The organism is Clostridium vincentii, assembly GCF_002995745.1.
Lineage (GTDB): Bacteria > Bacillota > Clostridia > Clostridiales > Clostridiaceae > Clostridium > Clostridium vincentii.
In genome coordinates, this window is the sequence record NZ_PVXQ01000005.1 from 86,547 (window position 1) to 105,163 (window position 18,617).

General features: G+C 29.8%; 17 protein-coding genes. 4 read left to right on the top strand and 13 right to left on the bottom strand.

What is annotated here, in order from left to right:
* Positions 1-86: 86 nt before the first annotated feature.
* Positions 87-776, bottom strand: a complete 690-nt coding sequence (locus CLVI_RS03560) for an HAD family hydrolase (protein WP_106058744.1) — start codon at positions 774-776, stop codon at positions 87-89.
* A gap of 264 nt (positions 777-1,040) precedes the next feature.
* Here CLVI_RS03560 and CLVI_RS03565 point away from each other — a divergent pair, with 264 nt between their 5' ends.
* Positions 1,041-1,235: a helix-turn-helix transcriptional regulator gene (locus CLVI_RS03565; protein ID WP_106058745.1), complete on the top strand. Its 195-nt coding sequence runs from the start codon at positions 1,041-1,043 to the stop codon at positions 1,233-1,235.
* 2 nt (positions 1,236-1,237) lie between these two features.
* A complete protein-coding gene (locus CLVI_RS03570) occupies positions 1,238-1,738 on the top strand; it encodes a hypothetical protein (protein ID WP_106058746.1) in 501 nt (166 codons plus the stop codon).
* Positions 1,739-1,920: 182 nt separating this feature from the next.
* On the opposite strand, the gene CLVI_RS03575 is transcribed toward CLVI_RS03570, so the two are convergent.
* A complete protein-coding gene (locus CLVI_RS03575) occupies positions 1,921-2,208 on the bottom strand; it encodes a hypothetical protein (RefSeq protein ID WP_146127301.1) in 288 nt (95 codons plus the stop codon).
* Positions 2,201-2,857 carry a hypothetical protein gene (locus CLVI_RS03580; protein WP_106058748.1) on the bottom strand — a complete coding sequence of 219 codons (657 nt, stop codon included), beginning with the start codon at positions 2,855-2,857 and terminating at the stop codon, positions 2,201-2,203. Before CLVI_RS03580 ends, CLVI_RS03575 begins: the two co-directional genes overlap by 8 nt.
* Before the next feature lie 316 nt (positions 2,858-3,173).
* Here CLVI_RS03580 and CLVI_RS03585 point away from each other — a divergent pair, with 316 nt between their 5' ends.
* On the top strand, positions 3,174-3,530 hold the full coding sequence (locus CLVI_RS03585; protein WP_106058749.1) for a DUF6483 family protein: 357 nt from the start codon (positions 3,174-3,176) through the stop codon (positions 3,528-3,530).
* Positions 3,531-3,621: 91 nt separating this feature from the next.
* Here the strand turns inward: CLVI_RS03585 and CLVI_RS03590 are convergent, their stop codons facing one another.
* Both CLVI_RS03590 and CLVI_RS03595 read right to left on the bottom strand, forming a co-directional pair.
* The gene (locus CLVI_RS03590) at positions 3,622-5,049 is read right to left on the bottom strand and encodes a 6-phospho-beta-glucosidase (RefSeq protein WP_106058750.1); all 1,428 of its coding nucleotides are present in this window, start codon (positions 5,047-5,049) and stop codon (positions 3,622-3,624) included.
* Between the two features lie 31 nt (positions 5,050-5,080).
* A complete protein-coding gene (locus CLVI_RS03595; protein ID WP_106058751.1) occupies positions 5,081-5,740 on the bottom strand; it encodes a YczE/YyaS/YitT family protein in 660 nt (219 codons plus the stop codon).
* A 231-nt stretch (positions 5,741-5,971) separates the two neighbouring features.
* Between CLVI_RS03595 and CLVI_RS03600 the strand changes: the two genes are divergently transcribed.
* The gene (locus CLVI_RS03600; RefSeq protein WP_106058752.1) at positions 5,972-6,850 is read left to right on the top strand and encodes a MurR/RpiR family transcriptional regulator; all 879 of its coding nucleotides are present in this window, start codon (positions 5,972-5,974) and stop codon (positions 6,848-6,850) included.
* 116 nt (positions 6,851-6,966) lie between these two features.
* On the opposite strand, the gene CLVI_RS03605 is transcribed toward CLVI_RS03600, so the two are convergent.
* From CLVI_RS03605 to CLVI_RS03640, 8 genes are all read right to left on the bottom strand, one after another.
* Positions 6,967-8,358 carry a 6-phospho-beta-glucosidase gene (locus tag CLVI_RS03605; RefSeq protein ID WP_106058753.1) on the bottom strand — a complete coding sequence of 464 codons (1,392 nt, stop codon included), beginning with the start codon at positions 8,356-8,358 and terminating at the stop codon, positions 6,967-6,969.
* A gap of 211 nt (positions 8,359-8,569) precedes the next feature.
* Complete coding sequence (locus CLVI_RS03610; RefSeq protein ID WP_106058754.1) at positions 8,570-9,214, bottom strand: YczE/YyaS/YitT family protein; 645 nt, start codon at positions 9,212-9,214, stop codon at positions 8,570-8,572.
* Positions 9,215-9,505: 291 nt separating this feature from the next.
* The gene (locus tag CLVI_RS03615) at positions 9,506-10,504 is read right to left on the bottom strand and encodes a GGDEF domain-containing response regulator (RefSeq protein WP_170065579.1); all 999 of its coding nucleotides are present in this window, start codon (positions 10,502-10,504) and stop codon (positions 9,506-9,508) included.
* A 19-nt stretch (positions 10,505-10,523) separates the two neighbouring features.
* Positions 10,524-11,090: a chemotaxis protein CheB gene (locus CLVI_RS03620; RefSeq protein ID WP_106058756.1), complete on the bottom strand. Its 567-nt coding sequence runs from the start codon at positions 11,088-11,090 to the stop codon at positions 10,524-10,526.
* Between the two features lie 17 nt (positions 11,091-11,107).
* On the bottom strand, positions 11,108-11,926 hold the full coding sequence (locus CLVI_RS03625; RefSeq protein ID WP_106058798.1) for a CheR family methyltransferase: 819 nt from the start codon (positions 11,924-11,926) through the stop codon (positions 11,108-11,110).
* Between the two features lie 20 nt (positions 11,927-11,946).
* The gene (locus CLVI_RS03630) at positions 11,947-15,852 is read right to left on the bottom strand and encodes a response regulator (protein ID WP_207655321.1); all 3,906 of its coding nucleotides are present in this window, start codon (positions 15,850-15,852) and stop codon (positions 11,947-11,949) included.
* Positions 15,853-16,075: 223 nt separating this feature from the next.
* The gene (locus CLVI_RS03635; protein WP_106058758.1) at positions 16,076-17,212 is read right to left on the bottom strand and encodes a glycerate kinase; all 1,137 of its coding nucleotides are present in this window, start codon (positions 17,210-17,212) and stop codon (positions 16,076-16,078) included.
* A gap of 23 nt (positions 17,213-17,235) precedes the next feature.
* Positions 17,236-18,513 carry an L-cysteine desulfidase family protein gene (locus CLVI_RS03640; protein ID WP_106058759.1) on the bottom strand — a complete coding sequence of 426 codons (1,278 nt, stop codon included), beginning with the start codon at positions 18,511-18,513 and terminating at the stop codon, positions 17,236-17,238.
* Positions 18,514-18,617: the final 104 nt, after the last annotated feature.

Genomic DNA, 18,617 nt, shown 5'->3' on the forward strand with positions numbered 1-18,617 from the left:
AAAAGAACTAAAAAAGGATCATTTCGCATTCTAACCATGCGAAATGATCCTTTTTAATTACTTTATAAGCTTACTAAATGATCGATTTAAATGCATATAGAGTTATCAATTTTTGACCTATGATCATTTATTATATCTATAATTTCATTTGGATTATCAATCACATACTTGGGATTATAGCTCTCTAATTCTTCACGATTTCTAAATCCCCAAGTAACACCAATAGTATCCATTCCAGCTCCAATTCCAGTTTTCATATCAGTATCAGTGTCTCCTATATATAAACAGTGTTCTGTTAAAATTCCAAGTTCCTTAGCAGTAATAATTGCACCTTCTGGATCTGGTTTTCTCTTAACATCATCCTTTTCACCATATATCTTATCAAAATATTCAATTCCAAATATTCCTCTCACATTATCAATAGTTCTTTCATGAGGCTTATTAGATAAAACAGCAATTTTGATGTTATTCTTTTTCAAATAATGTAGCATGTCCTTAATTCCATCGTAGGCTTTCACTTCATACATATAATGAACCTTAAAATATTCCATATAAGTAACAAGTGCATCCTCATAGTGTATTAAGGTCTTATCTCCACAATAAATTAAAGCCCTTTCAACTAACTTTTTATATCCATCACCAACAAAAATTTTATACTGATCTTCATCTATAGAACCTAATCCATACTTTTTTAAAGTTAAATTAGTAGTATAGGAAATGGCCTTAATAGAATTTACTAAAGTACCATCTAAATCAAAAATACAACATTTATACATTATATACATTCTCCTATCCATTTATTATTATTTTACTCAAAAGGATATACAAATCCCATTGATTTCTTACTTCGCTTAACAATTGAGTAACATCAATTAATAATTGATGTTACTCATCACCTATTTAATTATACATTAAAAAGCATATTTACTTTATTTCATAGTAAAAAAATTAATAATATCAATTATATATGCCTTTATGCAACATATAATTGAGATTTTAAGTGTTATATATTACAATTTTAATTATAAGAGGTGATGTGGTTGAAAAATATTAAAATGAAAATTGCTCGAGTTGAAAAAGACCTATCACAAGAAAAGCTAGCTGAAATCATTGGTGCATCAAGACAAACTGTAGGCATGATTGAATCTGGTAATTATAATCCTACTATAAAATTGTGCCTTGCTATTTGTAGGGCATTAGGTAAAACTCTAAATGATATTTTTGAGGAGGAATAAAAATGAATGATTCTAATCTTATAAAAAAAGTGATGCATAGTATTACCAATTCTAGTAAGTGCGAAGATGAAAGAGAACAATTAGAAAGTTATAAAATTTCAACTATTTGCTTATCTCTTTTAGTTACATTACTTGTAATATCCTCTATTATAAGAGAAACTATCGAAATCCACCTTGGTGATATTTACCCATTCAATAGTACACAAGAAATATTTTTTTATATTAGTTTAATAAGTCTTGTTGGATGTTATATACTTTGTAAAAAAGGTGCTATAGGAACTATCTCATCTTTAGGCACTCTAATATTCGGAATTTCATTCCCAATATACTCTGGCAATATACTTTCTTCTATTCTTTTAGAAGGGATATTTTCTAATTTACAGAATTATCAAAAGTCTAATATTCACCTTATAATAATATTCCTTATGGTTATTTTTCCCATTGTAATATATTTTGCTTTGAATAGAGTTTATAAAAAGAGCATAGCTAGCTCTGAATATTAAAGAAAACGTTAATTATAAGGGCCGTGATTAAAACACTTGGATTTTTAGTAAAATTTATAAAATAGATATTTTGAAAGGAGAATAATAATGGAGCCTTTAGAAGAAATAAGAAAAATAAAAAAATAGATTATTTAATTGTTCCATAGATTAAATTTTTCTTGCTTATTAAGCATTTTAGCTCGCTAGTTATAATCCACAATAAATATACTTATCACGATAAAGATAGGAATTATTATTCCTAGGAAAATTTGTGCTTTTCTAGAGACTTCTAATATTATTAAATCTCTATTGATTTTCAAAAATGCTGCTAATATCAATAAAGAACATATAATATCACTTAAATTAGGAACAGAAAAATAAGTTTCTATTTGCGGAGCTAACTGAGATAAAACAACTACTCCAATATATGCTAAAAAATCTTTCATTCCTAATTTCTTATTTTTAGAATTACTCATAAATTTACTAAGCATATTCATTTATAATGTTAGAAACATTACCTCTTGCTTCTGCAATTTTTTTATCTATATCTTTAATCTTATCTTTTAAATTTTCAATTTCTTTTTTGCTTGTTTCTTTATATATCTCAAGTTCTGATTTATATTTATCAGCTAGATTACATAGTTCAATATATTCAGTATTATCTGCTATAAGATTATCTGATACAGTTACTTTTCCAGATAATTGTTCTTCCGCCTTAATGTCAGAAGCCTTAACGATTTCAGCTTTTTCATCCTTAAGTACAGAAACATTATCAATTTTGTCTTCTTCATCCTTGAGCTCAGAAGCCTTATCAATTTCAGCTTCTCCACCCTTGAGCTCAGAAGCCTTATCACTTTCATTATTTGAATTTGAAAGTTTATCTACTACACCATGAATTTCACTTAATACATCTGAAAGGTTACTTTCTAACTCTGCTATATGTTCTTTTCTCTTTACCTCCAGTTCTTTTAATGTTTTTTGCATTTCTTGTTTTTGATTAATCAAAGATGAAATATAACTCGTTTCTTTCTTTTTATACGATAAATTTATGCTTCCCAAATCATTAGCTTTGGTTTTAGTACATTTTTCATCTCTTAAAATATTATTTGATATTTGTATGTTAACATCGCTTATTCTCATTACATTAATACCTCCTCGTATACCGTAGTTGTAATCATTGATAATATTTTATTTGTTTCAAATAAAAAAATTTAAATTTCATAATATTACAATCTGGCCAAATCTATTTCACCTTATCATACCATTAAATGGTTCTATTTCCCATGTTTCGTTCTATTTTAGGTATCGTCCCACCCAAAACATGAACTACTATTCAAACTATATCTGTCTTGTAATCAAAATAAATTGTTTAGAATAATATCTTTTAAAAATATAATTAGTGATATAATTTCCATATAGTAAAAACTAAAATATGTATTAATTGAGGTGCTATGTTATGAATATAGAAAAACTTATTGAATCATTAGGAAAAGCTCTTGGTAAACTCATTTTTAATAAGCAAGAAAAGTCTAGTGAAAAATTTAATATTGAACAAATGACATCTACTGATTTATTTAAAATATTTTTTAACAAACTATTTCATTCAAGCGATTACAATAAAGCTGAAGATCTTATTTTTAAAGAATTAGAAGAAAATAATTCTCAAGAAATATATGATATATCACTTGAGTTTTACAATTCCTTACTTCAAAAAAGTGATCTAGACTTAAATAATAATAATTTTTCAAGAGAAGAAATTTACCAAGGATTAAATGATTTAAAAAAATATAATAAGAAGTTTATCACTAATTGAATAATCTAAATAATTAGATAAAAAAGGATCATTTCGCATTCTAAAAATGCAAAATGATCCTTTTAATCTTAATAACTGATTTATTTAACTTCTATATCTCTTCTCCATTAGATGCAATAACTTTCTTATACCAATCAAAGGATTTCTTCTTTGATCTTTCTAATGTCCCATTTCCCTCATTATCTTTATCTACATAGATAAATCCATAACGTTTTTTAAGTTCTCCTGTAGTAAATGATACTAAATCAATACATCCCCAAGGAGTATAACCCATTAGATCAACACCATCTAATTCAATAGCTTTTTCCATTTCTTTAATGTGTGCTCCTAAATAATCAATTCTATATTGGTCATCACATGAGCCATCTTTTTCCTTAACATCAATAGCACCAAATCCATTTTCTACAATAAACAAAGGTAACTCATATCTTTCATATAAAAGATTTAAAGAATATCTAAGTCCAACTGGATCAATCTGCCATCCCCAATCACTTGCTTTTACATGAGGATTAACAACTTCACTTGTTTTTCCACCATATCCGTCATCTGCTTCCTCTGCGCCACTTTTTACTGCTGTGGACATATAATAACTAAATCCAATATAATCAACTATTCCTTCTTGCAATATCTTAGTATCTGCTTCTTCCATCTTGATGTTATATCCTTTTCTAGCCCATTCCTTTAAGGCATATGTAGGATAATGTCCTCGTGCATGTACATCTGCAAATAAGTATCTATCATGCATAGCTTCTACAGATAACATCATGTCCTCAGGATTACAAGAGTATGGATACATAGGAACAAAAGAACACATACATCCAATCTTAAAGTCAGGATTAATTTCATGGCCTTTCTTAATAACCAATGCACTTGCAACAAGTTCATGATGAACTACTTGATACATTGTTTCTTCTTTATTTTCTCCTTCTTCATATAAAACTCCTGAACATGTCCATCCAAATAATGGTCCACTAAAGTTCTTTTGATTATTTATCTCATTAAATGTCATCCAATACTTAACTTTATTTTTATAACGTTCCATTACTGTAGTTGAATAACGTACAAAGAAATCAATAACTTCACGACTACGGAATCCACCATATTCTTTAGCTAAATGATAAGGCATTTCAAAATGACTTAATGTAATAACAGGTTCAATACCATGCTTTAACATTTCATCAAACATATCATCATAGAATTGTAACCCTTCTTCATTAGGTTCTAATTCGTCACCCTTAGGAAAAATACGTGACCATGCGATACTTGTTCTAAAACATTTAAAGCCCATTTCTGCAAATAAAGCAATATCTTCTTTATAATGTCCATAAAAATCAATAGCTTCATGGTTTGGATAGTTATTCCCTGGAATAACCCCATCAGTAATAACTCTTGGTACACCATGTGCACCAGCAGTCATAACATCTGCCACGCTAGGACCTTTTCCACCTTTATTCCATCCGCCTTCTAATTGATGAGCCGCAACTGCTCCACCCCATAAAAAATCCTTGCTAAAAGCCATAATAATTCCTCCTATTCTTTAGTATAAATTTTTATTCTGAAATTTTTTGATAAACTAAATTTAACTGTTCTAATCTTGGTATTATAATCTTCATAAATAAATCTAACATAGGACCATAAATAAGCATTCCAATTACAGTTCCTTCTCTAACAGTTATACTTTGGTTAAATATGAATGCAAATGCTAAGGCAAATATAATTGATAGTATGTCCACGAGTTGTCGTATCATACCAAATTTTTTATTAAGTTTTTTAGATATAACCATACAAGCTCCCTCTAGCGGAAAGCTAATAAAATCAAGTGCCATAATTACTGAAACACCTATAGCACAAAGTACAAGTCCTAATAATAATAATCCTATATTTATAAAATAATTGCTAATAATAAAATTAGAAAAAACATCATATAACATAAAATTAACCACCATTCCTAATAATATTGCCACTAATATTTGAGCAGCGTGTAGTACCTTAAATTCCTTTTTCAAAAGCACCAATTGAATTAAAACACAACTAACATTTAGAAACATAGAAATCGTTCCTACTTTTATAAATACTCCACTTGATATGCTTTGACTAAGTGCATCCCATGCACCTACTCCAACAGCTGCCTTTAATGCTAAACTTGCTCCAATACCAACAATAATTACACAAAGTGTTGAAATAATACATTTACTTATAACCTTATTCATTTCCGCCTCCTATGTCTCAATACTCCTACTACCATAAACCGATAACATTATATTGCTTTTACAAAACATACCTTTTGATATAATATAATTATATAGAAAGAATACTTACATTGAAACAGTTTACAGATATGTTAGAATGGCATTTCAATTCTTTTTATTGTTTTGTATAAAATTATAAAATGCCATTCTAAAAACGTTTGATTTATACTCTAGAAAGGAGTGCTCTAATTTATGATAATTTCTAACAAACTTGAGTCTATGGATTCTTTATCTAAATCTGAAGAAGTTCTAGCTAAATATATTCTTGATCAAAAGGAAAATATTGAAAAACTATCTACTAAAGATTTAGCAAATGCTACCTATACCTCACCATCAACGGCAATCCGTCTATCTCAAAAATTAGGTTTTAGTGGATGGAATGAATTAAAAGAAAAATATCTTGAAGAGCTTAATTATTTAAATCAACATTTTTCTAATATTGATTCTAATTTTCCCTTTCAATCTAGTGATACTTTAATGAATGTTGCTTCAAAAATCGGGAATCTTGCTTCTGAAAGTATTGAAGATACTTTATCACTTTTAAAAAATGAGGATCTAAATAAAGCTGTTACTTTATTAGATAAAGCACAAATAATTAATGTATTTGGAATTAGTAATTCCTTACTTATGGCTTTTGATTTTAAACACAAGATGATGCGTATTAATCGTCATGTCGACATTTTGAGTTTACCTGGTGAGCAGGCCTATGTAGCTGCAAATTCTTCTCCTAATGATTGTGCTATATTAATTTCATACTCTGGAGAAGTACACGAAACTTTACAGATTGCGAAAATATTAAGAAAAAATAAAACACCAATAATTTCGTTAACAAGCATTGGTGAAAATACTTTGAAAGATTTTTCAGATTGTACTTTTTCCATAACATCTAGAGAAAAACTTTATTCTAAAATCGCAACATACTCCACTAATAATTCTATCCATCTTATTTTAGATATTTTATATTCTTGTTTATTTAAAATGAACTATGATCATAATTTAGAATACAAAACTAAGATTTCTAAAATTATTGATACAAGATCTTCAACTAGTAATTTATTGCAAGAAAAATAGTTATCAATTTTTTATTATTTTTATTTTCAATTATTCTACTTGAAAATTTTATAAAGATATAATATACAATAAAAAAAGGAAGACATTTTGTCTTCCTTTTTATAGTTATTTATAATTTAGTGTCCATTAACCATTAAATCCATAACAACAGCATCTTTAGATGCTACCCCTGTAGCCTCTAATTCTTCAATCTTTTTAGCAAATTGTGGTAAGTATTTTTTATGTGCTACTAATAACTCATCTAATAATTCTTGAGCACAAGCTCCACTCTTTACTTGTAGATTTAATAGGAACGCCTGTAGAATTAATCCATAGTTACCAGTTACAGCTGATTCTATAACACATTCTTCCATAGCTTTCATTGATTGTACCCAGCCTCTTTCAGCTGATTTAAATTTACCCCAAGTAAGTGGCATAGCACCCTTGCCAGTAATTATACAAGATATTTCTACTATAGAATCATATGGAAGTTCAGTAATTGCACCATTATTTTCAGTACTAACTACCATATGAGTTCTTTTATCATTATAGATTGAATTTATACATTCACATGCAGCATCACTATAATGTGTTCCACCTCTTTTTGTTAATTGTTCTGGTTTGTAGTTTAAGTTTGGATCCTTGTATAATTCAAGTAATTCGGCTTCCGTTACTTTAACCTGCTCTCCACGAGTTCCAATACCATTAAATTCTTCTAATCCATGTGTCAACATCTCATCTTGCATATAGTAATATCTATGGTATCCGCAAGGAATTAATTGCATTTCTTTAACTTGTTCTTTTAAGAATTTAACATCATGAATATTAGCTGGAGTTCCTGAGTCTTCAACATACATCTTATCAATAATTTGATCAGTTAAGTCATTGCCTTGTGCATCTGTAACTTTATGCCAATGAAAATGGTTTAATCCAGCGAACTGATGAACTAAATCTCTCTCAGTTACACCAAACATTTCTGGTTCTTTAATTAATGCCCCAACTGGTACATTACATAATCCTATACACTTTTTCCATTTACCATATTTAATTACTGCTTGTGTAACCATTCCAGATGGATTTGTAAAGTTAATTAACCATGCATTAGGACATAATTCTTTCATATCTTCTACTATATTTAAGATAACAGGTATTGTACGTAATGCTTTAAACATACCACCTGCACCATTTGTTTCTTGTCCGAGCATTCCATGTGAAAAAGGAATTCTTTCATCTTTAATACGAGCATCTAATAAACCAACTCTGAATTGTGTTGTAACAAAATCAGCTCCTGGTAATGCCTCTCTACGATCTAATGTTAAATGTACTTTTACATCATAAGGAGATGCATCCCACATACGTTGTGCCATTGCACCAACGATTTCTAATTTTTCTCTTCCCTCTTCTATATCTACTAACCAAATTTCTTGAATTGGAAGTTCCTCATATCTTTTAATGAATCCTTCCATTAATTCTGGAGTATAACTACTTCCTCCACCAATTGTAACTATTTTTATTGCTTTCTTTTTCATTATTTCCCCTCCTAGATAACTTTTATATAGGTAGGTTGTAAAAAATTTACCTATATTTGATATGATATAAGCATACATGAATAACAACTAAATTGAAACTGTTTACACTTATGTTAGAATGACATTTCATTTTTTTCTATTTTTTTGCATAAAATTATAAAATTTCATTCTAAAATATTTTATTTGTATTTATAGATATAATTCTGGAAATCTAATAAGCTAACTCTAACTTCTTTAATCTTGGCATTATAATCTTCATAAACAAATCTACCATAGGACCGAAAATAATCATTGCAATTATAGTTCCTTCTCTCACAGTTATACTTTCCTTAAATATAAATGCAATACCTAAGGCAAATACAATAGATAGTATATCCACAAATTGTCTGATTATACCGAATTTTATATTAATTTTTTTAGATATAACCATACAGCATGCCTCTAAAGGAAAACTAATAAAATCAATTACCATAAGTACCGAAACACCTACAACACATAGTAAAGTTCCTAGAAGTATCAATAATACATTAATAAAATAATTATTAATAATAACACTAGAAAGAACATCATATAACATAAAATTAACAATAAGCCCCAATAATACAGATACTAATACCTGAAGAGAATGAACTACCTTAAATTCCTTTTTCAAAAGAATCAGTTGAATTAAAACACAACTAATATTTTGCAACATAGAAATTGTTCCTACCTTTATATTGATTCCAGTCGCTATACTTTGACTCAATGCAGACCATGCACTTACTCCAACAGCTGCTTTTAGTGATAAGCTTGCTCCAATGCCAACAATAATTACACTAAGTGCTGCAATAATGCATTTGCCTATAACTTTATTCATTTTAGCCTCCTATTTTTTTACAAGTCTATTGCCATAAAGTAATAATATTTTATTACTTTTACAAATTAAACCCTTTTCCATAATCTAATCTTATAGGAAGGATACTTATATTGAAATAGTTTACACGTATATTAGAATAGCATTTCATTTTTTTCTGTTATTTTGTATTGAATTATAAAATTCCATTCTAATAAATTACATAATATAAAAAGCTATTCAAAAGGGATTTAAGAATTCCTTTTGAACAGCTTTTATCTGATTTCTTATGACTATATCATTGTATACAGAGAGCTAATCTTCCTCATATTCTACAACTCTATTTCGACCTTTATGTTTTGCCTCATAAAGGGCCTTATCAGCTTTAATTACTATGTCATTTATAGAGTCTGTCTTTCCTGGAATAAGAGATACAACACCAATGCTTGCAGTTACATAATTTTTCACATTTGAAAATCTATGCTTAATCTGAAGGGATTCTATATTTCCTTTAATCTCCTCTGCTACTTTTAATGCACATTCTATATTCGTTTCTTGTAAAAGTACAATAAATTCCTCTCCTCCATATCTTCCAACAAAATCTAAAGGTCTTTTTAATGATTCTTTAATTGTTTTAGCAATCTTTACTAGGCATATATCCCCTTGAACATGGCCATAATTATCATTAAAATCTTTAAAACGATCTATATCTATCATCATTACGGATAAATTAGTCCGCTCTCTTTTAGAGTTCTTTAAAGCAGTATTAAAGTAAGCCTCTAAACTATGTCTATTAGCAATTCCCGTAAGATTATCAAAATATGAAGTTTGTTCTAAAATTAAATTCACCTTTTCTAATTCTTGTTTTGTTATTTCTAACTCCTGAACCTTTTTCTCTAATATTAATGATTGTTCAATGATTTTCTGCTTTTGGTTATAAAGTTCAATAAATATTTTTATTTTACTCAATATTATCTTTGTATCTTTTAATGGTTTAAGAAGATAATCTACTGCCCCTGAGTCATAACCCTTAAAAATATGTTCTTCTTCTACACTTATAGCTGTAACAAATATTATTGGTATATGGCAAGTTCTTTCGCTACTTCTCATAATTTCAGCAACTTCAAATCCATCCATGTCGGGCATCTGAACATCAAGCAAAGCAACTGCGAAATCATAATCAAATAACAATCCAAGAGCTTCATTACCAGAAGATGCTTTTACTATATTTACAGAAAGTGGCTCGAGTATACTCTCAAGCACAAGTAAGTTTTCTTTTCTATCATCAACTATTAGAATATTTATATTTTTCATACTATTCATATCTCCCTCTTTAATCACATTGCAATCTAATTAATAATTCCCCTATTTCCTCAAGCTTAAGTATATAATCCACATTTGTTGATTCTATAGCAGACTTTGGCATCCTATCAGCCTCCGATGTTTCAGGTTCTTGAACAATTGCAATACCACCTTGTTCCTTTACTTTGCTTAATCCATAACTTCCATCTTTATTAGCTCCTGTAAGAATAACTCCTATTAAATTTTCTTCGAAGGTATCTGCAGCAGTTTCAAACAATACATCAATTGAAGGGCGAGCATAACAAACTCTCTCTTCTACACTAAGGGTAAAACTTCCATCCTTCTCAATCAAAATATGGTAATTAGGTGGTGCAAAATATACATATCCTGAAACTGCCACTTCCTTATCTTCAACTTCCTTTATTCTAAGTTTACAAAATCTTCTAAGATATTCTATAAGGTAACTTTCAGAATGTATATTTAAATGTTGTACAATAATTACGGGAATTGAAAAGTCTCCCTGAAGTGTTGAAAGAATGCTCCTTAATGCCTCCATACCCCCAGTTGATGTACCAATCACTATAGCCTTATATTTCATGGTGATTCCTCCCCGTATCATTTGAACTTTTTCCTAAATATCCTGTCTGACTCAACTATAGGTTCAAAGTAGCTCTCAAACTCAGTGAATTTCAAGCTTTCTTTTGGCCCAAGGCATAAGAACCCTCCATTGCACAAGCTATCATAAAAAAGTTTTATAACATGATTTTGAAGTTCTTTATTAAAATATATTAGAACATTCCTACAAACGATCATTTGCATTTCTCCAAATACATTGTCATTAACCAGATTATGCTCTGCAAAAATAATCCTTTCCTTCAGTGCTTTATCTAAAAGTGCAAAATCATAATTAGCTATATAATAATCTGAAAAAGATTCCTTACCGCCAGCCTTTTGATAATTAATGGTATATTCCTTTATTCTATCTATAGGATAAATACCTTCCTTCCCTTTGCTGAGAACACTTTCATTAAAATCAGTGGCATAGATTTGTGTTTTACTATAACTACCCTCTTCTTTTAATAAAATTGCCATTGAATAAACCTCTTCTCCAGTTGAGCATCCTGCATGCCATATTTTCACATGAGGATATGTTTTTAATACAGGAATAACTTCTTTTCTTATAGAAAGAAAGAAAGAAGGATCTCTAAACATTTCTGTTACATTTATTGAGAAGTCTGGAAGCATCAGTTGAAAAAATGTTCTATCTGTTAAAATCATATGCTGAATTTCTGATATATTCTTTAATCCTGAAATTACTAGCCTGTTTTTAACTCTCCTTTTTATATGCGCTCTTGAATAAGATCTAAAGTCATATCCATAATTCATATATATTGCCTCAAGCAATAAAGCTACTTCAATATCTTCAGTATTCATGTTTTTTAAATTTTCCGATCTCATTTTTGCATCCACACCCTTATAAGTGATAGCAACTTTTCTACCTCTACTGGTTTTACCATATAATCATTAGCCCCTGATTCAATGCATTTGTTTCTATCTTGCTTCATAGCCTTTGCTGTTAGTGCAATTATAGGTATATCTTTCCCTAATTTCATTTTTCTTATTTCTCTCATTGCAGTATATCCATCCATTTCAGGCATCATAATATCCATAAGAATTAAATCAATCTGCGGGTTTTTGCTTATCTTTTCTAAAGCTTCTATTCCATTTCTACCCACTATAACCTTTATTCCTTGATTCTCTAGTATGCTAGACACAGCAAAAACATTTCTCATATCATCATCCACAAGCAATACTGTTTTATTCTCTAAAAGCATCTCTTTTTCATCTATATTCCAGTTCTTCTTTTTGCCAGTTTCTAAACTTTTATTAACACCATATAAGAAAAGTTTAGCCTCCTCCACTAGTCTTTCAGTAGATCTTGGTCCATCAATTATAATACTCTTAGCATATTTATTAAGCTCCATCTCTTCATTTTCAGATATTTCTTTTTCTGTATATATAATTATAGGTATTTTATTAATATTTTTCTTCTTAAACTTATCTAGAAAGTCATAACTAGACATATCTAATAGTTCTATATCAAGTACTATACAATCGTAGTCTTCACTTGTGAGCAGCCTATAAGCCTCTTCCCCATTTTGCACTAAAGTAGTGCTAATTTGCTTATTTTCAAAGACTTTCATTATATTCTTACCTTGTTCTAATTCTTTAAAAACAATAAGCAATTTTTTAAACTGATCCTTTATCGTTTCAGATATTGTTCCAAACAGTGTGTCTAATTGTTGTAAATTTACAGGTTTTGTCAAGTAACCTATGATATCATTTTTCATTGTGTTTCCAGTTTCATTTTCATTAGCTGAAATAATATGAACTGGAATATTTTTAGTTTGTATATTATTTCTCAATATACTTGAGACTTCCCATCCATCAATGTCAGGTAATCCTATATCTAAAACTATAGCATTAGGTTTAAATTTTTGGGCTAATTGAATACCAGAATTACCATCACTTGCAATGATATATTTGAATCCTTTTTGCTTTGCCATAGTTCCTAAAATATATGAAAAATTTGTGTCATCGTCAATTATTAATAAGCATTTATCCTCGCTTTTTATATTGTCCCTGTCATCATTAATAATTTTTTTAATTGATTTATGCTTAATACTAGTTTCTATACTTTGTGTTTTTTCAGCTATTTTTTCATTTTCTATTTTAGATACAACTTTGCTTTCAACAAGGGCTTGATCAGGAATTGTAATATAAAAAGTACTCCCAATACCTTCTTTACTTTCTAAATATATTCTTCCTCCAAGTACTCTTGATAATTCTTTTGAAATTGATAGCCCAAGGCCTGTACCACCATATTTTCTACTGATAGTCCCATCAGACTGTTTGAAGGCTTCAAAAATAGTTTGTTTTTTATCCTCAGGTATTCCAATACCTGTATCTGTTACTGATATTGTTATTGCTCTATTTCCATTAATATCTAAGCTAGCAACTTCCTCTTCTTTCGCAGGTTTTATTTTAATAATCACGCTTCCCTTGCTTGTGAACTTAAAAGCATTTGATAGTAAATTCTTGATTATTTGTTGCACTCTCCTTGAATCACTACGGATAATTTCAGGTACATCCTCCTCAATTTCTGTGATAAAACGAATTTTTTTATCCGCTGCTATTTGCTCAAAAGAGTTCTTTACATATTCAGCAATATCCCTTACATTCATATTTTCTAAAACAATCTCCATCTTTCCTGATTCAACCTTAGAAAGATCTAATATATCATTTATTAATTCTAGCAGATCTGATCCAGAAGAGTGTATTACCTTTGCAAACTCCATTTCCTTTTCTGTAAAGGGTATATTACTATCTTTATTTGAAAGAAGTTGTGAAAGTACAAGTATGCTATTTAAAGGCGTTCTAAGTTCATGGGACATATTTGCTAGGAACTCTGACTTATATTTGCTTGCAAGTTCAAGGGCCTCTGCCTTTTTCTCAATATCAACTTTAGCCTGTTGTAAATTTTTATTTTTGTTATATATATCTGATTTTTGAGCCTCAAGAAGCTTTGATCTTTCTTCTAGTTCTTCATTTGTAACTCTTAATTCCTCCTGTTGCATCTGAAGGATCATTTCTGATTCCTTTAGTGCATTAGTCTGTTCTTCAAGTTCCTCATTAGTCTGTCTTAATTCCTCCTGTTGCATTTGCAATTCCTCTGATTGCTCTAATGTCTTATGTAAGAGTTCCTTCAACTTGTACCTAGAATCTGCTGAGTTAATACTTATTGCAATACTTTCTGAAACCAACTCAATAAACTCTATTTGATCTTTCGAAAACTCTTGGAAGGAACCTAATTCAATTATACCTTTGACCTCTTCATCAAATAAGCATGGTACAACGAGTATATTACGCGGTACTGCTTCTCCTATACCTGAACTAATCTTAATATAATCCTTAGGAACATCAGTAATAAGTATAGATCTTTTCTCTAGGGCACATTGGCTTATTAAGCCTTCCCCTAAATTTATTTCATTTGAAATATTTTCTTCGCAATCAAATGCATAACTAGACATGACATTGTAACAATTCTCATCGTCTTTTATATATATCAGACCAATTTGGCAGTTTAAATAATGAGCTATATATCCAATTATATTATTACCTAAGCTTATTGTATCTTGTTCTCCTCTAAGCCTTTCATTAAGATCTGATTGACCCGTTTTAATTAGGTTTTGTTTCTTAATATCAGAGAATATTACCTGTAGCTTATCCATAAATTTATCAAAAGAATTGGACATTTCTCCTATTTCATCCTGTATATTTGATTCTATTCTTACATATAAATCTGCATCGCCTTCAGCAATGCCTTTAAAAGTATTAGTTATAGTTTTCACTGGAAGAAGTATTAATCTCACTAAAAATACTGCTACAAAACAGGAAAATACTACTCCAATAAATGTTAATAATAACATTGTAAATATAGAACTTTGAATATTTTCATTTACTTTAGGTCCATAACTCTCTCTTTCATCTATTATTGATTGCTTAATATCTTCAATGATCTTAGATATTTCAGGTCCAATATCATTCCACTTTTTTACTGAAGTATCAAGGCTCTCGTCTATAGTTATAATTTCTCCAAATTTAGCTATATAAGCGTCTTTATCAACTACTACTAAATCATAAATAGAACTCTCATTTAAAGTCCTTACCGGTTCTTCAATTTTTTTAATGGCCGTATCCATTTCAGTAAAACTTGTATTTACCTTTTCAATCATAGTTTTATCATGAGTTTCAAGATACTTTACAGCATAGACCCTTGCCATAGCAAAATTAGTTACAGCTTCTGCTGATCCCTGTGCAACAACTTCATTTTTACTATTAAAGCCTGCGTTCATAATTAGGGTTAACTTATTTATCAGTTCATCGCCCTTAGTAATTAATATATCATTATATATTTCATCCTTTTTGCTACGTAATTCAACTACATTATCAAATTCAATATTATATTGCTTTGCTTGTTCTGCAATATAGTCTATTCCCTTAGTTCTATCCTCATCTGCTACTGTTTCTTTATATTCAATAATTAATTGTTCCATTGTTTGATATCTATCCTTAAACTCGTTTTCCTGTAGAGAATCACCAGTATCCACATAGGCTTTAAAAGCAATACGACAGTATAGCAAGTTTGATTCTATTTTTGCTGCTAATTCTTGCTCATTAGCAATTTCATTGTAGCTTGAAAAATCTTTACCCATTTTACTTAACCCATTATAACTAAAAAATACTACTCCCATAAAAATAATAAAAACAATTCCAAACCCAAGAAAAAATTTGCTCATAAGTTTTAATTTTTTGAAGAACTTCATCTATAGCACCCTTTCAACATTATGACTTTATCATAGTATTTATATTTTACGATTTTATTCAATATTCTTCAACATTTTTTTTAGCATTCTAAAACCTTGTAAGTAAAAAAATCCCTGGGCAACACTTACTTAAAGTATCGTCCAGGGTTTTATTTATTGAGATCAGGCACTGGTAGTTAAATACACTCTCCTATTACTACAATGATCCTAGTAATCTAGCTATATTTTCCGAAGTTTTTCTTATACTATTATATCCGTCCTTAAGTGCCTCATCTAAACCTTTAGGTCTATCTGTAATTCCAAATACTGCTGTAACTCCAATAGGATAAAGTTCATCTATATCGTCACTAACTCTCCCTGCAAGTACAATTATAGGTATATTATATTTACTCGCTACTTTTGCTATACCTGAAATTGTTTTTCCATATTTGGTTTGTACATCAATACTTCCTTCACCAGTGAAAATATAATCTGCATCTTTAATCTTTTCTTCAAAATCTGTATGCTTTAAAACCATATCTATTCCTTTAATAAGATTACAACCTAACAACAAGAATGCTCCTCCCAAGCCTCCAGCAGCCCCTGCCTTAGGCATTTTAGCAATATCTATATTACAGGTTCTTTTAACAACTTCTGCATAGTTAACCATTCCCTGCTCTAATTCTTCTAAAATTTCACTATCAGCACCTTTTTGAGGACCAAAAATATATGTAGCTCCAGTACTTCCTATTAATGGGTTTTCTACATCACAGGCAACTTCTATAATAGTGTCTTTAATCCTACTATCCAAATTAGATAGATCTATACTGTGAATTTTAGCTAATTCCCTGCCACCTAACCCTATGTCTTTTCCATCTATGTCATAAGCTCTAGCACCCAAAGCCTTCAACATACCAAAACCACCGTCATTGGTAGCTGATCCTCCAAGGCCTATTATAAATTTCTTTGCACCTTTATCTAAAGCATCTAAAATTATTTCCCCTACCCCATAAGTTGTTGTATATAAAGGGTTCCTAAGTTCTGTCTTTACTAAGTCCAGCCCACATGCCACCGCTATTTCTATAACTGCTTTTTTATCTCTTTCTATATATCCATATTTAGCTTCTATTTTTTCGCCTAATGGTCCTGTTACTCTAATATTTTTAAATTCACCCTTTTGTGCATATATTATAACCTCTGAAGTTCCTTCTCCTCCATCTGCCATTGGTATAAGCTCAAATTTAGAATCTTTAAATACCTTCTGTATTCCCTCTTTCATTGCTTTGGCTGCTTCAAAAGCATTTAAGCTTTCTTTAAATGAATCTGGTGCTATTACAAATTTAGCCTTTTTCATTTTCTCACTTCCTATAAGATATTTTAATTCCCAATCATAATTCTAACAATCTCTTTCTCAGTTTCTTTCATTCCTTCTTTTGCAAGTTTGCCTACATTTGATATAGTAGCTTCAACACCTTTTGTTACAATACCATCCCCAGCTTTAAATTGCTGTCCTTCTTTATACATATTATATCCTAGAATTCCAGCATCTACAGCTGTTGCAATTTTAGCTGCACATGATGCTTTAGCACCATCGCAAACTATTCCAGAAACTATAGCTAATGCATTAACAATTGTATGAGCAATCTCTTTATAACTACCTCCATATAGATAAGCGATACCAGCTCCACTTCCAGCTCCTGCACAAATAACACCGCAATATGCTGAAAGTCTTCCTATGCCAGTTTTTTGATGTATTGTAACTAAATCTGAAATAACCAAAGCTCTATAAAGCTTTTCTTTTGAAACTTTTAATTCCTTAGCATACTCAATAACAGGAATGGAAGCTGTCATGCCCTGATTACCACTGCCTGAAATGATAATAACAGGCAACTCACATCCATCCATTCTAGCATCTGACCCTGCAGCTGCTTTCGCCTTTGCTCTTATTTTTACATCAGAACCATATGTTGAAAGTATAACACTTCCTATATTGGCACCATGACTATTTTTTAATCCTTCTTCTGCAATTCTTGAATTACATTCAATCTGCTCACCAATAATACCTTCTATATCTTTTATATCCACAGAATTAGCAAAATCAATAATATCTTTTACATTTAATAATTTCTTATCACTAAGACCATCTTCTATTGATACAGTTGCTTCTTTTTGGTAAAGTATTTCGCCATCTTTTTCTATCAAAACTATATTTGTATGATAGTTTACAATTCTTACTTTTACATAGGAATCTTTATAAACTACACTCATCTGTATATCAAATATAAATGGAGTCTCTGCCAGTTTAACTTCTATAGGAATAGTTAATAAATATTCTTTAATCTTTTGTTTCTCTTCTTCAGTCACCTGGGAAATAACTTCTAGTCTCTTTTCAGATTTACCTGCTATAATACCAGCAGCAGTTGCAGCTCCTATTCCTTTCAAACGATTTGTATTAGGAACTATAACACTTTTAACATTTTTAACAATATTCAAGCTTACTTCTACAATGACTTTTTCAGGAGTATAACCTAATATTTCTCTAGCCTTTGCTGCTGCATATGCAATTGCAATTGGTTCAGTACATCCCATTGCAGGTTGCAGCTCTTCTTTTAAAATCTGCACATAATTTTTATACTTTAAATCACTATTATTCATAATAACCTCCTATTCTTTCTTCATTATATTATGAAATTAAACAAAAGGTAATACAGTTTACATTCAATAGGGTGAACGATTCATTAATTATGATTCAACAGCTA